Here is a 17,339-nt window from a genome sequence, read left to right as displayed (position 1 = left end):
CGTGTTGCCTCCGACCAGCCATCCCCAGTCCTGCATACTCACAGCTAGTCGACCGAGAGGACCGACGCAGCTCCCTCGATCCGAAGGTGCCACATCCACATGCGAGTCGACGGGCGAGAGATTCCGGTCTCCGGCAGCCTTTTGCAACCGCGCAACCGCCGTACCAGTGACATCCTGCGCGTCGTCCTCTCCGCGCTGCTGGTGGCACTGGTCGTCGCGGGCTCGCTGATCACGCGGTCGCGGTGGGAGGCGCTGGAGCGCTCGTTCTCCGACTTCCTCGGCATCCTCACCCCCGAGCAGTCCAATCTGGTGTACCTGCTGTACGGCATCGCGATTCTGGCGCTGCCGTTCGCGATCGGGGTCCGGCTACTGTTCCGGTGGCAGTGGAAGCTGCTGGGCGGCTACCTCGCGGCCGGGCTGATCGCGGTGCTGCTGCTCTCGATCACCGGGACGGGCATCTCCGCGCCACAATGGCATCTGGCCGCGCCGCAGCAGCTCAACACGTTCCTGTCGCAGTTCCTGGACGACCCGCGCTGGATCGCGATGCTGGCCGCGGTGCTCACCGTGGCCAGTCCGTGGCTGCCGTCGTCGTGGCGGCGCTGGTGGTGGGCGCTGCTGCTGGCGTTCGTGCCGCTGCATCTGTTCGTGAGCCTGGTGGTGCCCTCGCGCGCGATGCTGGGTCTGGCCGTGGGGTGGTTCGTCGGCGCGGTGATCACGCTGGTCGTGGGCACGCCCGGGCTGGAGGTACCGCTGGACGGGGCGGTGCGGGTGCTGGCCCGGCGCGGATACACCGTCACCGCGGTGCGGGTGGTGCGCCCCGGCGGGCCCGGTCCGCTGCTGCTCTCGGCCGATACCGGACCGAACCATCAGCTGACCGTCGAGATGTACGGCCAGAATCAGCGCAGCCGCGGCATGCTGCGCCAGCTGCGGCGCTGGGTGGCCATCCGCAGCAGCGAACGGACGCCGGTCTTCGCCTCGATGCGCCGCCACGTCGAACATCGCGCCCTGCTGGGCATCGCGATCGGGGATCTGGGTCTGGCCAGCAACAAGCCGCTGACCGTCGCCGCCCTCGAGCGCGGCTGGACGCTGTATGCGCACACCGTGCCGCGCGGTACCGCCCTGTCCGCCTCCGACGGCGAGGCCGTGCACGTCGGCGTGTGGCAGGCGCTGGCGAACATGCACCGCGCCCAGATCTCGCACGGCGACCTGCGGGCCGAGGAGATCCGCGTCGCGGACGGCCGGGTGCTGTTCGGCGGTTTCTCCGCGGCCGAATTCGGCGCCTACGACACCCGATTCCAGGCCGACGTGGCGCAGCTGATGCTGACCACCGGATCGCTGTTCGGCGCGGACTCCGCGGTGCGCAACGCGATCGGCGCGCTGGGCAAGCAGGCGGTCGTGCACGCCTCGCGACGCCTGACCCGCGCGGCGATGCCCAAGCTGCTGCGCGTCTCGGTGCCCGATGCGAACGTCGTGATGGAGGCCGTGCGCGACGAGGTGCTGCGCCAGACCGACGAGGACCGCATCGAGGCCGCGCGCACCACCCGGTTCTCCCGCAACCAGATCATCCAGTTGGTGCTGCTGATCGGCCTGGTCTACGTGGCCTATCCGTACATCAGCCAGGTGCCGACCTTCTTCACCGAACTACGCACGGCCAACTGGTGGTGGGCGCTGCTGGGGCTGGCGGTGTCGGCCGGGACCTATATCGGCGCGGCGATGGCGCTGTGGGGCTGCGCGGGCGAATCGGTGAATCCGCGCAATCTGCTGCTGATGCAGGTCGCCAACACGTTCGCGGCCACCACCACCCCGGCCGGCGTGGGCGGTCTCGCGCTGAGCGTCCGGTTCCTGCAGCGCAGCGGCCTGGGCACGGTCAAGGCGACCGCTGCGGTGGCGCTGCAGCAGGCCGTGCAGGTCACCACGCACGTGGTGCTGCTCATCATTTTCAGTGTGGCGGCGGGTGTTTCGACGAATCTGGCGCATTTCGTGCCGAGCGCGACGGTGCTGTACTTCGCCGCCGGGGCGCTGCTGGGCGTGCTGGGTGTGTCGATGTTCGTGCCGAAGGTGCGGCGCTGGCTGCGCGTCGAGGTCCGACCGCAGCTGGCCGAGGTGGTCAGCGAATTGCGTTCGCTCGCACACGAACCCAAGCGCCTGGCGATGATCGTGCTGGGCTGCGCCTCGATCACCCTCGGCGCGGCCGGGGCGCTGTGGGCGGCGATCGAGGCATTCGGCGGGCACACCACCTTCGTCACGGTCACGGTGGTGACGATGATCGGCGGCACGCTGGCCTCCGCCGCGCCCACGCCCGGCGGCGTCGGCGCCGTCGAGGCCGCGCTCATCGGTGGACTGGCCGCCTTCGGGGTCTCGGCCGGGATCGGCGTGCCCGCGGTGCTGCTCTACCGGGTGCTGACCTGCTGGCTGCCCGTGTTCTGCGGCTGGCCGATCATGCGCTGGCTGACGACCAACGACATGATCTGAAGACGCAGCACGGCCCCGCCCCGACGAGACCGGGAGCAGGGCCGTTGCGGTGCGTCTCAGGCGACCATGCCGGACAGGCGGGAGTTGATCAGCCCCTCGGCCTCGGCGACCATCCGCGAAATCAGTTCGGCACAGGTGGGGATGTCCTCGATGAGGCCCTGCACCTGACCGGCGGACCAGATGCCCGCATCCAGATCGCCCTCCTCGAAGACTCGGCGGCCGCGCGCACCGGCGACCAGGTCCCGCACGTCCTCGAATTTCCCTCCGGCCCTTTCGATCTCGACCACCTTGCGGCTGATCTCGTTGTCCGCGACGCGGGCGGTGTTGTGCATGGTGCGGAAGATCAGCTGGGTGTCGCGCTCGGTGTGGGCGACGATCTGCTCCTTGACCTTCTGGTGCACCGCGGACTCCTGGGTGCACAGGAAGCGGGTGCCCATGTTCACCCCGTCCGCGCCGAGGGCCAGCGCCGCGACCAGCCCGCGGGCATCGGCGATGCCACCCGAGGCGATGATCGGGATCCGCAGCGCCCGGGCGGCGGCGGGGATCAGGATCAGGCCGGGCACGTCGTCCTCGCCCGGATGCCCGGCGCATTCGAAGCCATCGATGGATACGCCGTCCACGCCGATCTTCTGGGCCTTGAGCGCGTGCCGGACGCTGGTGCACTTGTGCAGCACCTTGATTCCGGCCTCCTTGTAGGCGGGCAGGAAGGGCTCGGGGTTGCTGCCCGCGGTCTCCACGATCTTCACCCCGGAATCGATGATCGCCCGCACGTACTCCTCGTACGGCGGCGGATTGATCGAGGGCAGGATCGTGACGTTCACCCCGAACGGCTTGTCGGTCAGCTCGCGGGCGCGGGCGATCTCGCGGCGCAGATCGTCGGGGGTGGGCTGGGTGAGCGCGGTGATGAAGCCGAGGCCACCGGCGTTGGCGACGGCCGCGACGAGTTCGGCCCGCCCGACCCACATCATGCCGCCCTGGACGATCGGATGCTCGACGCCGAACATCTCGGTGAACCTGGTGCGCAACATGTGTCCTCCTGCTCGAATGGATCGGTGACCGGGCCCCGATCGCCGCCGCCGGACACCCCGCACCCGCGGTCCGCGCCCGGGGTGTCCGAATGCGTCGATGGTGGCATGGGCGGCCGGTGGGGACAAGCCTGATGTAAGCCGGTGTTTGCTTATAGCGCCACCAGTGACCGCATCGAAAGGGCTCGTCAACGCTTGCCAACCGTGGGGAAAAGGTCATCTGAACTGCGGGAAATTCCGATGAGAACGATCGGGGCAAATCCTCTCTGTAACCCTTGTCACGTCGAAAAGTTAGCTGATATTCTCACCCTTGCAGCCGTCGAGGCAGCCGGGCTGTCCGGCGCGCGTGTTCGCGGCGGCGCGAAGGGAGTTCGTGCATGACCACCGGGGCATCCTCGCTCGCCGAACCGCTCCGATCGCGGCGCAACCACTGGAACAATCAGGTCGCCAACCACGCGATGATGCGGCCGGATGCGGTCGCGTTCCGGTTCCAGGGGTGGGACACCACGTGGGGCCGATTCCACGAGCGGTCGCAGCTGTTCGCGGACGCGCTCGCGCGCCGCGGGATCGGCTTCGGCGATCGGGTACTGCTGCTGGCGCTGAACTACACCGAATACATCGAGGCGGTCTTCGGCATCAACGCGCTCGGCGCGATCGCGGTGCCGGTCAACTTCCGGCTGACCCCGCCCGAGGTCGCCTATATCGTCGCCGATTCGGGGGGCAAGGCCATCGTCACCGACACCGTGCTGGCCCCGCTGGCCACCGGCGTCATGGCGCAGGCGCCCGCGCTCGAGACCTGCATCGTGATCGGCGGGCACACCGGCGAGGGCGTGCTCGGCTACGACGAGGTACTGGCCGAGGGCGGCGAACCCCATGCGCCCCTGGATATTCCGGAGGACACCCCGGCGCTGATCATGTACACCTCGGGCACCACCGGCAGCCCCAAGGGGGCGGTGCTGTCCTACGAGAACATGAATGCCCAGGCGCTGACCTGCATTCGCGCCTTGGAGATCGATGGCGAGTCGATCGGCTTCTGCACCTCGCCGCTGTTCCACATCGCCGGATTGGGCAGTCTCACACCGTATTTCATGCTCGGCAGCACCACCGTGCTGCATCCGCTCGGCGCGTTCAACGCCACCGAATGGCTCGATGCGGTCGAGCGGGAGCAGGCCACCGCGGCCTTCTGCGTGCCCGTGCAGTGGCAGATGATCTGCGAGGAGCCGACGGTCAAGACCCGCAAGCTCGCGCTGCGAATGCTGTGCTGGGGCGCCGCGCCGGCCTCGGATTCGGTGCTGCGGGCCATGGCCGAGTGCTTCCCTGACGCGCGCAACGTCGCGGTGTTCGGCCAGACCGAGATGTCGCCGGTCACGTGCGTGCTCGAGGGCAAGGACGCGATCGCCAAGCTCGGTTCGGTCGGCAAGCCCATCCCGACCATCTCCGCGCGCATCGTCGACGACGAGATGAACGATGTCGCCCCCGGCGAGATCGGCGAAATCGTCTATCGCGGACCGACTCTCATGCAGGGCTACTGGAATAGGCCCGAGGCGACCGCGGAGGCATTCGCCGGCGGCTGGTTCCATTCCGGGGATCTGGTGCGTGAGGATGCCGAGGGCTTCATCTACGTGGTGGATCGCAAGAAGGACATGATCATCTCCGGCGGCGAGAACATCTACTGCGCCGAGGTGGAGAACGTGCTGTTCGCACATCCCAAGATTCACGAGGCCGCCGTCGTCGGCCGCGCGCACGAGAAGTGGGGCGAGGTGCCGGTGGCCATCGTCGCGCTGCTGAATACGGACGATTCGCTCACCCTCGAGGAGCTCACGCCCTTCCTGAACGAGAACCTCGCGCGCTACAAACACCCCAAGGACCTGGTGATCGTGCCGGAGCTGCCCCGCAATGCCAGCGGGAAGGTCGTGAAGGTGCAGCTGCGCAAGGAGCATGCGGGGTAGCACTCCGTCTCGGGTCACAGCGGCGTTCCGGCCCGGAATCGGCCCTGATGTGCCTATTCTCTGTTCTGTCCCATCACAGAGAGGCCCCGCGGCATGTCCATTTTCCGAAGCGTGCTGGTAGCGGCGGTGCTGTGCGCCCTGCCGCTGCTGGGCGTGCCGCAGGCGCAGGCGCAGGACCTTCCCGGCGGCGGTTGCCGCCAGGGCAGCCCGATGACGGGACAACTGCTCCCCGGCACCGGTAGTGCCGGGCAGAGCATCCGGCGCCAGGCCGCCCTGTCGGACTGCGCCAGCCCGCTGCTTCCGGGAATCACCGCCGGGCAGTTCGGCGTGAGCATTCCGTGGAACGTCACCACCGCTCCAACGACGGCCACGTTCCGGTGGTCCAATGGCAGCGTCAGCACCGCGACCGGATACGGCAACGGGCTGTGGCTCATCACGAGCGGACCGGCCGCCGGTCACGGAATCCAGCTGAATGTCGCCGATACCTGGGCCGGGTGGTATCTGAGCCCCGCGGACGTCACCGTTACCTCGGCGACGTTCGTGTCCTGATCGCGGTCCCACAGCACAACTCACGCGGGTACCGCGTGCCGGACTCGTCTCGCATGCCGTGCGGGTGAGGCACGATGTGGTGATGGCCGACGAAACCGGAACTTTCACGACACGATCCTCGCCGTCGATGTCCCACTGATCTTCACCCGGTTCACCATCCCCGTCGGCGAGGGAGAACTGGTGCGCAACACCGGATTCATGCGCTCGGTCGCGGCCGCCCAGACCAACTTCCGCCCGGACAGCCCCGGCGCCCAGATCATCACGGAGATGGCGGACCAGGCCGCCGAACCGCCCGCCACGGCACCGACCTAGGCTTCACCGTCCACCCCGTGACCGACTGCATCGCCGCCGCAACCCCCGAGGAACACGCCGCCTCGCTGTCCAATCTCGAATTGACCACGGCCGGAGGCCTTTCGGCAGCGCAAGCGCTGGAATCGCTCGGCATCCGCTGAGGCGCCCGCCAGCTATCGGTCAAGCCTGGCGCTATGAAGAGTCTTCCGTTCAGCGAGCTGGTGCGGAAGCAGTAGGGGCGGCGGGCGACGGAGCCGCTGACCGTCAATTTTGTCGTGGGCTAGAAAGTGCACGCTCCAGCGGCGCGGGATACCAGATGCAGGCGCCGGTCGTTCGGGTCGGTCAGTTGGGGGACAAGGAGAGTCGGCATGCCGACCTCGACCGCGGCGCCGTCGCGGGACGGGCGGTCGCCGACCATGAGTGCGTGTTCCGCGGGGACGCCCAGGTGGTTCAGGGCGAGGTGGAAGATTGCGGGGTCGGGTTTTTGGATGCCCCGTTCGCCGGACAGGACGAAGGTGTCTACTGAATCCAGGAGGCCCGCGGCGGCGAAGGTGGGGCGGATGTCGACGTGGATGTTGCTGAGAATGGCTATTCGGCAATCGCTTTCGATAAGGGTGGTGAATGTTTCGGCCGCGTCTACGGCGAAGTGGTTGTAGGACGGGTCGGAGTCCACGGCGAAGAGGGCGTCGGCGAGGTCGTCGCCTAGCGCGGCATCGGCGAACACCGAGTAGTAGGTCTCGCGGTGGCGGGCGTAGCTGGTGTTGCCCCGCGGCGACTGCAGGCGGTTCGGCTGGCCCGCGGCCGTCCGGATGGACCGCAGCACGGCGGCGACGGACCGGGCGCCGTCGTCGCGGCCCGTGCGCCGCAGCGCCTCTCGAACCCAGCCCTCCGGGGTGAGTTCGGAGGCGAGCGTGCCGCGCCAGTCGAAGACGACCGCCCGGATGCGGGCCCCGTCCATCACGCCCGGGCCAGGACCGCATCGAAGTCGTGGCCGGCGATGACCTCGATGTCCGCGGGCAGGGCGTGCAGGCGCTGGATGGTTTCGAAGGCGCGGTCGCGGTCGGCGTCGAAGAGCTGGCCCGGCATCGGCGCCTTCTCGCGGATCAGCTTGATCTGCAGGATATTCCAGACCGCATCGCCCGCGAGCAGCACCCGGCTGCCGTCGTCCACGGCGAGCAGGACGCCGATGCTGCCGGGAGTGTGACCCGCCAGGTCGACCAGGACGACCGCACCGTCTCCGAACAGATCGTGGCTGGCGGGGAAGGTGAGAACGGGCGGCCCGTCCAACTCCAGGTGCCGCACCGAACGCCCGCGCAGCGGAGCCCGCACGACGCCGTACGGAGCCGTCGGGCCGTTCATGGCCCACTCGTATTCCCGTGCGGGAACCCGCAATTCGACCGAATCCGGCAGCTCGAGCAGTCCGGAGCAGTGGTCCCAGTGCAGGTGAGTGGCGATCGTGAAATCGATATTCTCGCCGGTCAGATCGCGGCCGGCCAGCGCATCCTCGAGGCCGAGCACCGGTTTCTCGGGCGAGACCAGCAATCCCACCGGAAACGGCATTCCCGGCAGCACGCGATCGTGCACCCCGGCGCACAGCGCGGGATCCACCAGGAAACGCGCGCGCGGATGCTCGATCAGGAAGGCGCCCATGCCCATCGGCAGCGTGCCGAGGCTGCGCACGCCCTCGGCGATGATGGCCGTCGGCGCGGAGGTGCGCGCCTGCACCAGCGACACCAGGCTCACGGTGTTGCGGGCCCGCGGCGCCGGCGCGGATTGCAGACCGGCCAGGAATGCCTCGTCGGGCCGGCGGGGGCGCAGCAGTCGGCGCGGTGTCGCGGCCAGCGCCGCACAGCAGTGGGCCAGGGTGCCCAGCACGCCGGGCCTGCCGTCGGACGGCTCCGCTGCGCGCTCGTTCACGGCGCCACCCCGTCCGCCGCAACCGGCAGTGTCGTTGCCCACCCACGGAATCGGGCCCTACCGGACAATCCAGGCGGCACGATCGAATGCTCCTTCACAGCGTCACCGTAAGTGATTCGATCGCGGAGAGGAAAGTCTTCTCCGCGCGGCAATTTCTCGGCATAATCGCGGAGTGACCGCGCCCAGCTTCGGCGGTAGCCACCGCCGACCGGAATCGTCCGGCGGGCGGCGGCGTACAACCGGACCGGTCGCGATCATCGGCATCGGCTGCCGGGTGGCGGGGGCGCGTGGCGTCGACTTCGACAACGACTGGTTCGGGATCCCGGAGCGCGAGGCCGCGGGGATGGATCCCCGGCAGCGGTTGAGCCTGGAGGTGGCGGTCGAGGCGATCGACGATGCGGGCGTGGGGTTCGCGGTCCGGGGCTCGCGGACCGCGGTGCTGTTCGGGGCGGGCGGCCCCGAACACGAGACTGCGGCACACGAGGGCGACGCTCCGGACCCGATCCCCGAATCGGCACCCAGCGGCATCGCCAACCGGCTGTCCTTCGCACTGGATTTGCGCGGGCCGAGCCTGGCGGTGGACAGTGCCCGGTTCTCGTCGCAGGTCGCGCTGGACCTGGCCGTGCGACTGCTCGTCGACGGCGCCGCACCACTGGCGATCGTCGGCGGCGTGGATGTGGGACTGCCGCACACTTCCGGCTACTCGGATCGCGGCGAGTTCCCCACCGCGGACGGGCACCACGCACCCTTCGACAGCGCGGCCGACGACCACGCCCATGCCGACGGCTGTACCGTGCTGGTTCTGCAACGGACCGCCGACGCCCACCGCGACGGCAACCGCATCTACGCCGAAATCGCCGGTTCGGCTGTCGGTTTCGACGGCCGATCGAACCGCTCGGACGACAACCTTGGATCGGTATGGCAGCAGATCATCCGAAGCGCCTGGGCTGGTATCGAATCCGATCCGGGCGCCACCGGACACGACGCGGAGTCCGAGGACCTGACGGCAGTCCTGTCGGAATCGGAACGGACGGAAGCGATCCCGATCGATTCGGTGACCTCGAAGCTCGGCGAGCTCGGCGCCGCCGCCGGTATCACCGAAGTCGCCAAGGCGGCACTGAGCATCGCATGCGGAATCATCCTGCCCACCAGCACCTTTCGCCCGTACCTCGGGCTGGGTGAGCACGGTCCCCGAGAACCGGCCGAGGCGGCGGACTGGAATGCGACCGTGCGCTCGGATCGCTACGCCGGGGTCGGCTCATCCGGGCTCGGCGGCACCGCCGCGCACATGGTGCTGCGCGGCGTCGACCAGGCCGTCGGATCTCGCGATGGCGATCCCCCATTCCTCATCCCGATCACGGGGCGCGACGAGACCGATCTGCGAAAGAAGGCCGCCCGGTGGGCCGGCACCCTCGCGGAGAACCCCCGCCCGCTGCGCGAATCGGCCGCAGCGGCAGGCAGATTCATACCCGAGGAGCTGCGCGCGGCGGTACTTGCTTGGACACGTGCCGACGCGATCGCACTGCTGCGTACGCTCGCTGCCTCCATGAACGCACCACCGGACGGTAATGCCGCGGAAGTGCGAACCGGCACCGACGGCGGGTGGGCGACGTCCACGACAGCTGCCGATCCGGCACCGCATCACAATCACCGTGGGGCGGTACTCGGGCCCGGTGTGACGCGGCGGGGCGGGTTGCTGCTGGTGTTCTCCGGGCCGGGTGGCCAGCATGCGCGGATGGGGCGGGGGTTGGCGGCGCGGCATCCGGTATTCGCTCGGGCCGTCCAGGATGCCGCGGATGCGGTGGCCGGCGCCGGCGGCCCCAGGGTGTGGACGCCGCGACACGGGTTCTCGCACAGCCTGGCGGCCGTCGACGCCGTGCAGCCTGCCCTGTTCGTCTATCAGGTGGCGGTCGCGGAATTGCTGGCGCACTGGGGGATCCGGCCCGGCGCGGTGATCGGGCACGGCCCGGGCGAAATCGCCGCGGCCGTGGTGAGTGGTGCGATATCGCTGCGGGACGGCGCGCGGATCGTGGTGGCGCGCGGCGCGATCCTGGCTCGGCCGGACCGGAACGACGACGCGATCGCACTGCTGGAGGCCACGCCCGAGGAGGTCTGGCGGCTGATCGAACCGATGCGGGCGCGGGTCGGGATCGCGGCGGTCCACGGTCCCCGGTCGGTGGTGGTGTCGGGAGAGCCGCGCCATATCGAGGCGCTGATCCGCCGCGCCGTGCGCCGCGGCCTTGTCGCCCGGGCACTCGTCGCCGACCTCCCCGGACAGGCCCCGCGGGTCCGGGAATTGCCGGTGGATCCGGCGGCCCGGATCGACAATGTGGATCGGATCGCCCGGCCGGACGGTGTGGATCCGGCGGCCCGGCTTGCAGGTGTGGATCCGCTGGTCCCGGACGTACCGGTGTATTCGACCACCCGGCGGGGCGCCGTCCTGACCGCGACCGAGATGGATACCGGCTATTGGGCCGAAAATATCTCGGGCACTGTCGAATTGGCGGCCGCCGTGGAGGCCGCGCTGGCCGACGGGTATTCCACCGTGCTCGAGCTTTCGCCGCATCCGGTCCTGGCGTCGGTGCTTCGCGCTTATCCCGGCCTTCGCGATGCCACCTACCCGGTCGCCGACCGGGACGACGAATCCGCGGCCTACCTCGGCGCCGTAGCGCGGATCCACCTCGAGGGCCGGTTCGTCGATTGGGCCGCGCAGGGACCGTTCCCCGGTGCGGTCTTCGAAAGGCGCTGGCAACCAGGGTATTTCCCGCGCACGGCCGATGCCGTCGACGATCCGGGCGCCGAGGATCTGCGCGGCCATGTGGTCCGGGGCGCACCGACCGTCCCGGCGATGTTCTGGCTGCGGCAGTTCCAGCGGATCGGCATCGGAACGACCACACGGTTGCTCGATTTCACCGTCCACGAACACGCGGAGCTGCCCCGGCTCGACCAGGTCACCTACCGTGCCGGAGCCGACCTGCTCGAGGCCTGCGGACCGACCGTCCTGGCCTCGGCCCGACGCGGCGAACGCCCCACGCCCGCCGAGATCGTCGGCTGGATGCGGACCGTCGACGCGCATCACGGCGCCCACCCCGGCTTGCAACCACTCGACCCCGCCCGCCTGTACGAACGCCTGCGCGAGCGCGGCCTCGAGTACGGACCACGCTTCCGCGCGCTGCGCGGCATCTTGCGCGGATCCCACAGCGCCATCGGGTATCTCGGCCACATCCGCCTCGACTCCGCCGCCCTGGCCGGCTGCATACAGCTCGTCGTCGCCGCGGCGGGCGCCCGGCTGCCCGAGGGCGTCCTGCCCCTGACGACGGGCATAGATTCGGCCTGGATCACCGACGCACCCGGCACCCTCCTGTCACAGGCACACGCCTTCGTCCGCACCGCCGACCCCGCCGGCCTGCGCTGCGACATCCTGGCCACCGATCAACACGGCGCACCCGCGGTGGCCCTGCTCGGCGTCCGCATCGGATACTCGATGACCACCGGGCACATCGCCCATACCTACAGGGCAACAACCGGTTACGAATGGCTCGCTCACCCCCAGAACCAGACCGCATACCCGAAGCCGGTCGCTCGTCCACCCGCTGTGACGACGAGGCCGGGCAGCAGCTCCGCATCGAACAAGCCGTTCGGTAGCGGCGCCGACCTCGATCGGTCGGCGACGAATGCCGCGACCGTACCGGCCGCGTCGGGCGGTCGCGGCAGGCCAGGCCGACCAGCTTCGAGCGGATACGCCGCAGCCGGTTCGGTGTTGCGCCGAGAACGGTGGTCGCCCGTGGATACTTCAGATTTCATTGGTACAGGCCATGATTCGCGCATCGGTCGAGTATTGGTGGTGGGGCAGTCGCCGTTGGCCGGTATTCTGACGCAGGCCGTGGATTCCACGCGGCCGGTAGTGCGGGTAGCGCGGGATCCGGCCGAGGCGATTGCGGGCGTCTCCTCCGCACTGACCGAAAGTGCCGAGCTCACTGCGGTAGTGGCGGTATGGCCTGTCGCGGCCGAGGTCGACGATATCGTCGCGGCGGTCGGACAGGCTCTGAAGCTGTTGCAGCGGATCGTGGACCATACGGCGGTAGCGTCGCTGACGGTCGTCCTGCGTGATCCGAATTCCACTGTGCAGCAGTCGATCGCGGGCCTGATTCGATCGCTGCAGCTGGAATCCGAGCGACCGGTGCGGTTGGTGTGGGTCGCGCCCGGCCATGACGAACCCTGGCAGCTGCCGGAACTGGTGCTGCGGACGGGCGGACCGGACGAGGTCCGGGTCGGACCCGAGGGTGTTCGATCCCGGACATTCGTGCCCGCAACCGATCTCGTGGATCCGTTCGACATCTCCTGCGCGGGGACATATGTCGTGACCGGTGGGCTCGGCGCGCTCGGCGCGGTGGCCGCACGCTGGCTGCTCGACGCCGGGGCCGGGGACGTGGTGGTGCTGACCCGGCGTCCGCGGCCGCTGCCACCACTGCTGGAGGGCCGCGAGGATCGGATAGTGGTGGTGCGCTGCGACGTCACCGACCCGCGCGATCTGGCGAACGCCCTGCACGACATCCGCGAGTGCGGCTCACCGATCCGCGGTCTGGTGCATTCGGCGGGCGCGCTGCGGGGTGCCGAATTCGGTGCCGTGACACCGGATCTGCTGACGGCAATGTTCGAGCCGAAGCTCGGTGCGGTCACCGGGCTACTCACGCTCACCGCCGGCGATCCGGTCGATTTCGTCCTGCTCTGCTCCTCGGCCACCGGGTCGCTCGGAGCGCCCGGGCAGGCCGCCTACGCCGCCGCCAACGCCGCCCTGGACGCGACGGCCCACATCCACGACCACCGCCGGGTGATCAGCATCGGCTGGGGCACTTGGGCATCGGGCCTCTCGGCCGACGAGCACGACGGCGTGGCGCAGGCCCGCCGGGCCGGGATCGCCCCCTTCGACACCGCGAGCGGCACGGCCGTGCTCGCGGCCGCGCGCACCCGTCGCGGGCCCTACCTACTGGCGCTCGACTACACACCGACCAACGATGTCTCGCCGCTGGCCACCCGGCTGCGCACCGCACTGCCCGTCCCCGCGGCAGCCCCACCCGGCCGAGCGGCGCTGTTGCCCGGCCACACCATCGCCCTGCTCGATTCGACCATCGACAAGGCGACGCTGCCGAGGCACGCCGCGGCGCCCTTTCCCGATGCCGCCGCGGCGGAGCCGTCCGATCCAGCACCGACCGGCGAGGAGAAACCGTGAACCACGCCGCCGACACGCACGCGGCGGGGGCGGATCGGGTCCGGACGCCCTCACGACGACGAACGGCCCGTGCCGCGACCTCACCCGATTGAATGTTTACCAATCATTCGCCGCACGGATGTGGACGTCTACCCTTACCCGATGACAAGTACCGAACCCGCCGTGCGCTGGCTGGACGAGCCGGAGACCCACGACTACCCGGCCGCGGGCGATTATCTGGAGCTACTGGCCGACCCCGACACCGTGATGGCTCTGGTGGACCAATTGCGTTCCGCGCCGGTGGTGCACAAGAAGGCCAAGGACATCCTGCGCGCGGCCCAGCTGCCGCTGCTGCCGCCGGACAATCCGCACGTGCGCGCGGATCTGGCGAAGATCCTGACCGGTAAGCATATGTCCCCGATCCTGCTGGTCCACGGCGATCTGTTCACCGGCACCCCGATGCAGATCGCCGACGGCTACCACCGCGTGTGCGCGTGCTATCACGCCGACGAGAATATTCCGATTCCAACGAAACTCGCCACCATGCGCGACGGCAAGCCGGTGGCGGCCGAGGCGGCGAAGAAGTCCGCGAAGTCGGGCGGCTCGTCGAAGTCGAAGAAGTAACCGTTGACTTTCTCCACGCTCGCGTTGGTGCTGGCGGTCGGGCTGGCGGGCCCGCTGCTGTCGTGGCGGGGCGCCTGGCATGTTCCGGTGATCGTGGGGGAGCTGCTGGCCGGAGTACTGTTCGGCGCCACGGGATTCGGAATCCTGCACACCGGCGACCCCACCTTCACCTTTCTGGCCGATATGGGATTCGCGCTGGTCATGTTCGTCGCGGGCACCCATGTGCCGGTGCGGGATCCGGCGGTGCGCTCGGCGCTGGCGGTCGGGGCGATGCGGGCGGTGCTGGTCGGAATCGTCGCCGCGGCGGCGGGTTACGCGCTGGCCGGGTGGTTCGGCACCGGACACGGCGCGGTGTACTCGGTGCTGATCGCCTCCTCCTCGGCGGCCCTGGCACTGCCGATCATCGATTCCCAGGGTCTGAGCGGCAAGCCGGTGCTGGAGCTGATGGCGCAGGTGGCGCTGGCCGATACCGCGTCCATCGTGGCGCTGCCACTGGTCATCGACATCGCCGATGCGGGGCGTGCCATGCTGGGCGCCCTGGCCGTCGCCGCCTCCGCGGTGGTGCTGTTCTTCGTGCTGCGGTATCTGGAGCGGTCCGGTCTGCGTCATCGCGCCCATGAGGTATCGGAGAAGCGAAAATTTGCTCTGGAATTGCGAGTAAGTCTGGCGCTGCTGTTCACCCTCGCCGCCGTGGCGACCCGCACCCACGTGTCGATCATGTTGGCGGGCTTCGCGACCGGACTCGCGGTGGCCGGAGTCGGAGAGCCGCGGCGGGTGGCGCGGCAGCTTTTCGCGATCACCGAGGGGTTCCTCAGTCCACTGTTCTTCGTCTGGCTGGGCGCCGAGCTGAATCTGCGCGAATTCGCCGACCGGCCCCGCCTGATTCTGCTGGGTCTGGGTCTGGGTCTGGCCGCGGTGCTGGCTCACGTGCTGATGCGTCTGCTGGGCCAGCCGATCACCTACGGCGCGCTGGCTGCGGCCCAGATCGGCGTGCCGGTCGCCGCGGTCACGATCGGCACCCAGCTGCACGTGCTGGCCCGCGGCGAGGCGGCGGCGATGATGCTGGGGGCCTTGGTGACGATCGCGATCGCAGCCACCGCCGCCGCCCTGGCGGCGAAGGCCGCACCGACGGCCTGACCGTCGGCCGCTGAGAGCACTGGCGTGGCACCTCAGTCTGGCCTGACATCGCGGGGAGGCGGGTCGGCGTCACGACCTAGCAGGCGATCCGTCTCGCGCCGTTCGCGTTTGGTGGGGCGGCCCGCGCCGCGGTCCCGGCGCGGCATGGCCGCCGCGATCTCGGGTGCGGGCGGCGACGGGCTCTTGTCTATCAGGCATTGCGCGGCGATCGCGGCGCCGACGCGTTTGGTGATGATCTGCTCGACGATGACGATGCGCTCGAGTCCGCTCTGCCGGACTCGGACCTCGTCACCGGGCTTGACCTGATGCGCGGGCTTGACCGCGACACCGTTCACCTTCACATGTCCGCCGCGGCATGCCGATGCCGCGGCGGATCTGGTTTTGAACAGCCGAACAGCCCAGGTCCAGGAGTCGACCCGGGCTATGCTCGGTTGTGTCGGTGGCAGTTTCGCTCCTCAGTGCGATACGCCCGACGGGCCCGAAGACGGCAGCGAAGCATAACCAAGCAGGGCCCTCGGAAGTATCGCCATTCGCCCCAGAATCAGGCTACGCGACGCGCGGTAACGATCTCACTGGGGTTCACGTGCGCGTAGCTGACGGTCTCACCCGACTGCGGCGCCTGGATGACCTTGCCGTCGCCGGCGTACATCTGCACGTGGCCGCCGCCCTCGGTGACGAGCAGGTCGCCGGGCTGCAGGTCCTTAAGGGCGACCGGCTTGCCGACGTGCGACTGCTCGAAGCTGGTGCGCGGCAGGTTGATTCCAGCCTGCTTGTAGGCCCACTGCACGAGGCCGGAGCAGTCGAAGTTCGACGGACCCGAGGCGCCCCAGATGTACTCCGCGCCGAGCTTGCTCTTGGCGGCATCGAGGGCGACGTCAGCGGCGGTGTTCTTGTTCTGAGCGGCAAACGGATTCGGAATGCCGGCGGTGAGGCCCGGGATGTCGGACTGCTGCAGACTCTGCGGCGCGAACTGCTTCTGCGCGGCCTTGATCTGATCCGCGTGATCCTTGATGAGGTCGGCGTGATCGGCCAGCGCCTGGTTCACGGCCTTGACCTGCTGGGTCAACGAAGGATCGACCGGCACATCGAAGTTTCCGACACCGGGTACGTTGATGGTCTGGGCCATCGCCGAAACAGCCGGCATCGCACCGGTTGTTGCGGCTACCGCACCCATAACGATCGCACCCTTGACGGAATTCGGGAGCCGGGATTCCCGTTGCAAACTGTGCTTACCCACCGAGCTGAGTCTCCTGTTTCTTCCATCCACCCGCCGACCGAGTTAGCTGACGGGTTCGGGCCGGGAAGATCGGTCCTACCTCACCGGCCTTGCGACCGGCGAGGATTCACCCCATTACATCTGGGTCCTCGGTTCGGCGAACGGGCCGCGACCCGGGCGCCGATTAGGCGGTAACTCGACGGGCCGTTCTCCTGCGAAGCGACAAACTCCATCAAGTCACGAGAAGATTACGGCTACGCGGCGGGGTTGTCCACCCCAACGCTCAGTGTGTGGGTGCGGGGTCGGAGAGCCCCGGCACGACCTGCGATTCTGTGACCCGGAATGTCGGGTAACGAGCCGATATCGGCTCGGGCACAGGGGATATCGAACTGATACTCGCCGCCGTTACACAGCGCGGCGACCCTTGTTTCACTTCCCATCAACGACGTGTCGCGCATCGGCGTCGGCGTGTCGGACATCGACGTACATGCGACACCCCGGCGCACCGCGCGGCTCATCGCCCACCGAGTGCCTGCTCGAGTTCCTCGATGCGCCGCTGCGCCTGCGCCAGCCCCACTTCGAGCCGGCCCAGCGCCATCACCAGTGGTCCGACGGCAAGGTCGGCCACCAGTTGCGGATCGTCGAGCCCCTGCTCGATGGCCGCGAGTATGTTCTGGCGGATGCGCGTGGCGACCGGCGCCTCGGCCGGCACGTTCCAGGACTCGACCACCTCGGCGACGGTGGGAACGGACTCCTCGGTCATGACCCTCCTGCGCTCGATATCCGGATATGAACTCCCGACAAGCCTAGAGAGCCGACGGCGTCCGCCGTCCGAGTCCACGCAATATCGCGTCCGCACCCGACCGAAGGACCGGTCGATCCGGTTTGCCGAAATATCGCTCTATGGCAGCCGGTTCCGCGCGATGCATGCCGGTCGATAGCCGTCTCTA

Annotated in this window: 13 protein-coding genes, 1 pseudogene and 1 riboswitch; of the genes and pseudogenes, 8 read left to right on the top strand and 6 right to left on the bottom strand. The window is 69.1% G+C overall.

All coding sequences use genetic code 11. From position 1 onward, the window contains the following. The first annotated feature begins 99 nt into the window (after positions 1 to 99). On the top strand, positions 100 to 2,472 hold the full coding sequence (locus ABH933_RS07555) for a lysylphosphatidylglycerol synthase domain-containing protein (protein ID WP_429418632.1): 2,373 nt from the start codon (positions 100 to 102) through the stop codon (positions 2,470 to 2,472). Between the two features lie 56 nt (positions 2,473 to 2,528). Here ABH933_RS07555 and ABH933_RS07550 read toward each other — a convergent pair whose 3' ends face one another. Further along, on the bottom strand, positions 2,529 to 3,500 hold the full coding sequence (locus tag ABH933_RS07550; RefSeq protein WP_429418630.1) for an NAD(P)H-dependent flavin oxidoreductase: 972 nt from the start codon (positions 3,498 to 3,500) through the stop codon (positions 2,529 to 2,531). Positions 3,501 to 3,874: 374 nt separating this feature from the next. Here ABH933_RS07550 and fadD5 point away from each other — a divergent pair, with 374 nt between their 5' ends. The 4 genes from fadD5 to ABH933_RS07530 all read left to right on the top strand — a co-directional run bounded on the left by fadD5 (position 3,875) and on the right by ABH933_RS07530 (position 6,447). Beyond that, complete coding sequence (gene fadD5 / locus ABH933_RS07545; protein ID WP_429418628.1) at positions 3,875 to 5,446, top strand: fatty-acid--CoA ligase FadD5; 1,572 nt, start codon at positions 3,875 to 3,877, stop codon at positions 5,444 to 5,446. A 93-nt stretch (positions 5,447 to 5,539) separates the two neighbouring features. After that, positions 5,540 to 5,995 carry a hypothetical protein gene (locus tag ABH933_RS07540; RefSeq protein WP_429418626.1) on the top strand — a complete coding sequence of 152 codons (456 nt, stop codon included), beginning with the start codon at positions 5,540 to 5,542 and terminating at the stop codon, positions 5,993 to 5,995. Positions 5,996 to 6,175: 180 nt separating this feature from the next. Next, a complete protein-coding gene (locus tag ABH933_RS07535; RefSeq protein WP_429418624.1) occupies positions 6,176 to 6,307 on the top strand; it encodes a hypothetical protein in 132 nt (43 codons plus the stop codon). Positions 6,308 to 6,324: 17 nt separating this feature from the next. Next, entirely contained in the window at positions 6,325 to 6,447 is a 123-nt protein-coding gene (locus ABH933_RS07530; protein WP_429418622.1) for a hypothetical protein, read from the top strand. 119 nt (positions 6,448 to 6,566) lie between these two features. On the opposite strand, the gene ABH933_RS07525 is transcribed toward ABH933_RS07530, so the two are convergent. Both ABH933_RS07525 and ABH933_RS07520 read right to left on the bottom strand, forming a co-directional pair. Then, the gene (locus ABH933_RS07525) at positions 6,567 to 7,244 is read right to left on the bottom strand and encodes an HAD family hydrolase (RefSeq protein ID WP_429418620.1); all 678 of its coding nucleotides are present in this window, start codon (positions 7,242 to 7,244) and stop codon (positions 6,567 to 6,569) included. Then, the gene (locus tag ABH933_RS07520; protein ID WP_429418618.1) at positions 7,244 to 8,203 is read right to left on the bottom strand and encodes an MBL fold metallo-hydrolase; all 960 of its coding nucleotides are present in this window, start codon (positions 8,201 to 8,203) and stop codon (positions 7,244 to 7,246) included. Before ABH933_RS07520 ends, ABH933_RS07525 begins: the two co-directional genes overlap by 1 nt. 172 nt (positions 8,204 to 8,375) lie before the next feature. Between ABH933_RS07520 and ABH933_RS07515 the strand changes: the two genes are divergently transcribed. The 3 genes and pseudogenes from ABH933_RS07515 to ABH933_RS07505 all read left to right on the top strand — a co-directional run bounded on the left by ABH933_RS07515 (position 8,376) and on the right by ABH933_RS07505 (position 15,173). Continuing rightward, complete coding sequence (locus tag ABH933_RS07515) at positions 8,376 to 13,433, top strand: SDR family NAD(P)-dependent oxidoreductase (RefSeq protein ID WP_429418616.1); 5,058 nt, start codon at positions 8,376 to 8,378, stop codon at positions 13,431 to 13,433. Between the two features lie 141 nt (positions 13,434 to 13,574). Further along, positions 13,575 to 13,961 (top strand): annotated as a pseudogene (locus tag ABH933_RS07510) (hypothetical protein); the annotation flags it as partial. Positions 13,962 to 14,039: 78 nt separating this feature from the next. Next, a complete protein-coding gene (locus ABH933_RS07505) occupies positions 14,040 to 15,173 on the top strand; it encodes a cation:proton antiporter (RefSeq protein WP_429418614.1) in 1,134 nt (377 codons plus the stop codon). Between the two features lie 32 nt (positions 15,174 to 15,205). On the opposite strand, the gene ABH933_RS07500 is transcribed toward ABH933_RS07505, so the two are convergent. The 3 genes from ABH933_RS07500 to ABH933_RS07490 form a co-directional block, all read right to left on the bottom strand. Next, a complete protein-coding gene (locus tag ABH933_RS07500) occupies positions 15,206 to 15,619 on the bottom strand; it encodes an RNA-binding S4 domain-containing protein (protein WP_429419227.1) in 414 nt (137 codons plus the stop codon). A 95-nt stretch (positions 15,620 to 15,714) separates the two neighbouring features. Further along, a complete protein-coding gene (locus ABH933_RS07495) occupies positions 15,715 to 16,347 on the bottom strand; it encodes a C40 family peptidase (protein WP_215915830.1) in 633 nt (210 codons plus the stop codon). Positions 16,348 to 16,425: 78 nt separating this feature from the next. Continuing rightward, positions 16,426 to 16,590, bottom strand: a riboswitch (cyclic di-AMP (ydaO/yuaA leader). A 313-nt stretch (positions 16,591 to 16,903) separates the two neighbouring features. Then, the gene (locus ABH933_RS07490; RefSeq protein ID WP_215914911.1) at positions 16,904 to 17,152 is read right to left on the bottom strand and encodes a hypothetical protein; all 249 of its coding nucleotides are present in this window, start codon (positions 17,150 to 17,152) and stop codon (positions 16,904 to 16,906) included. Positions 17,153 to 17,339 lie beyond the last annotated feature (187 nt).

The sequence above is a fragment of the Nocardia sp. GP40 genome (assembly GCF_050434125.1).
Taxonomy (GTDB): domain Bacteria; phylum Actinomycetota; class Actinomycetes; order Mycobacteriales; family Mycobacteriaceae; genus Nocardia; species Nocardia albiluteola.
This window is presented reverse-complemented; position numbering and strand designations above follow the sequence as displayed.

Bases quoted from the DNA above. Each gene is read 5' to 3' on its own strand.
- ABH933_RS07540 (WP_429418626.1), top strand. From the start codon at position 5,540: ATGTCCATTTTCCGAAGCGTGCTGGTAGCGGCGGTGCTGTGCGCCCTG.
- ABH933_RS07490 (WP_215914911.1), bottom strand. From the start codon at position 17,152: ATGACCGAGGAGTCCGTTCCCACCGTCGCCGAGGTGGTCGAGTCCTGG.
- ABH933_RS07555 (WP_429418632.1), top strand. From the start codon at position 100: ATGCGAGTCGACGGGCGAGAGATTCCGGTCTCCGGCAGCCTTTTGCAA.
- ABH933_RS07525 (WP_429418620.1), bottom strand. From the start codon at position 7,244: ATGGACGGGGCCCGCATCCGGGCGGTCGTCTTCGACTGGCGCGGCACG.
- ABH933_RS07495 (WP_215915830.1), bottom strand. From the start codon at position 16,347: ATGGGTGCGGTAGCCGCAACAACCGGTGCGATGCCGGCTGTTTCGGCG.
- ABH933_RS07550 (WP_429418630.1), bottom strand. From the start codon at position 3,500: ATGTTGCGCACCAGGTTCACCGAGATGTTCGGCGTCGAGCATCCGATC.
- fadD5 (WP_429418628.1), top strand. From the start codon at position 3,875: ATGACCACCGGGGCATCCTCGCTCGCCGAACCGCTCCGATCGCGGCGC.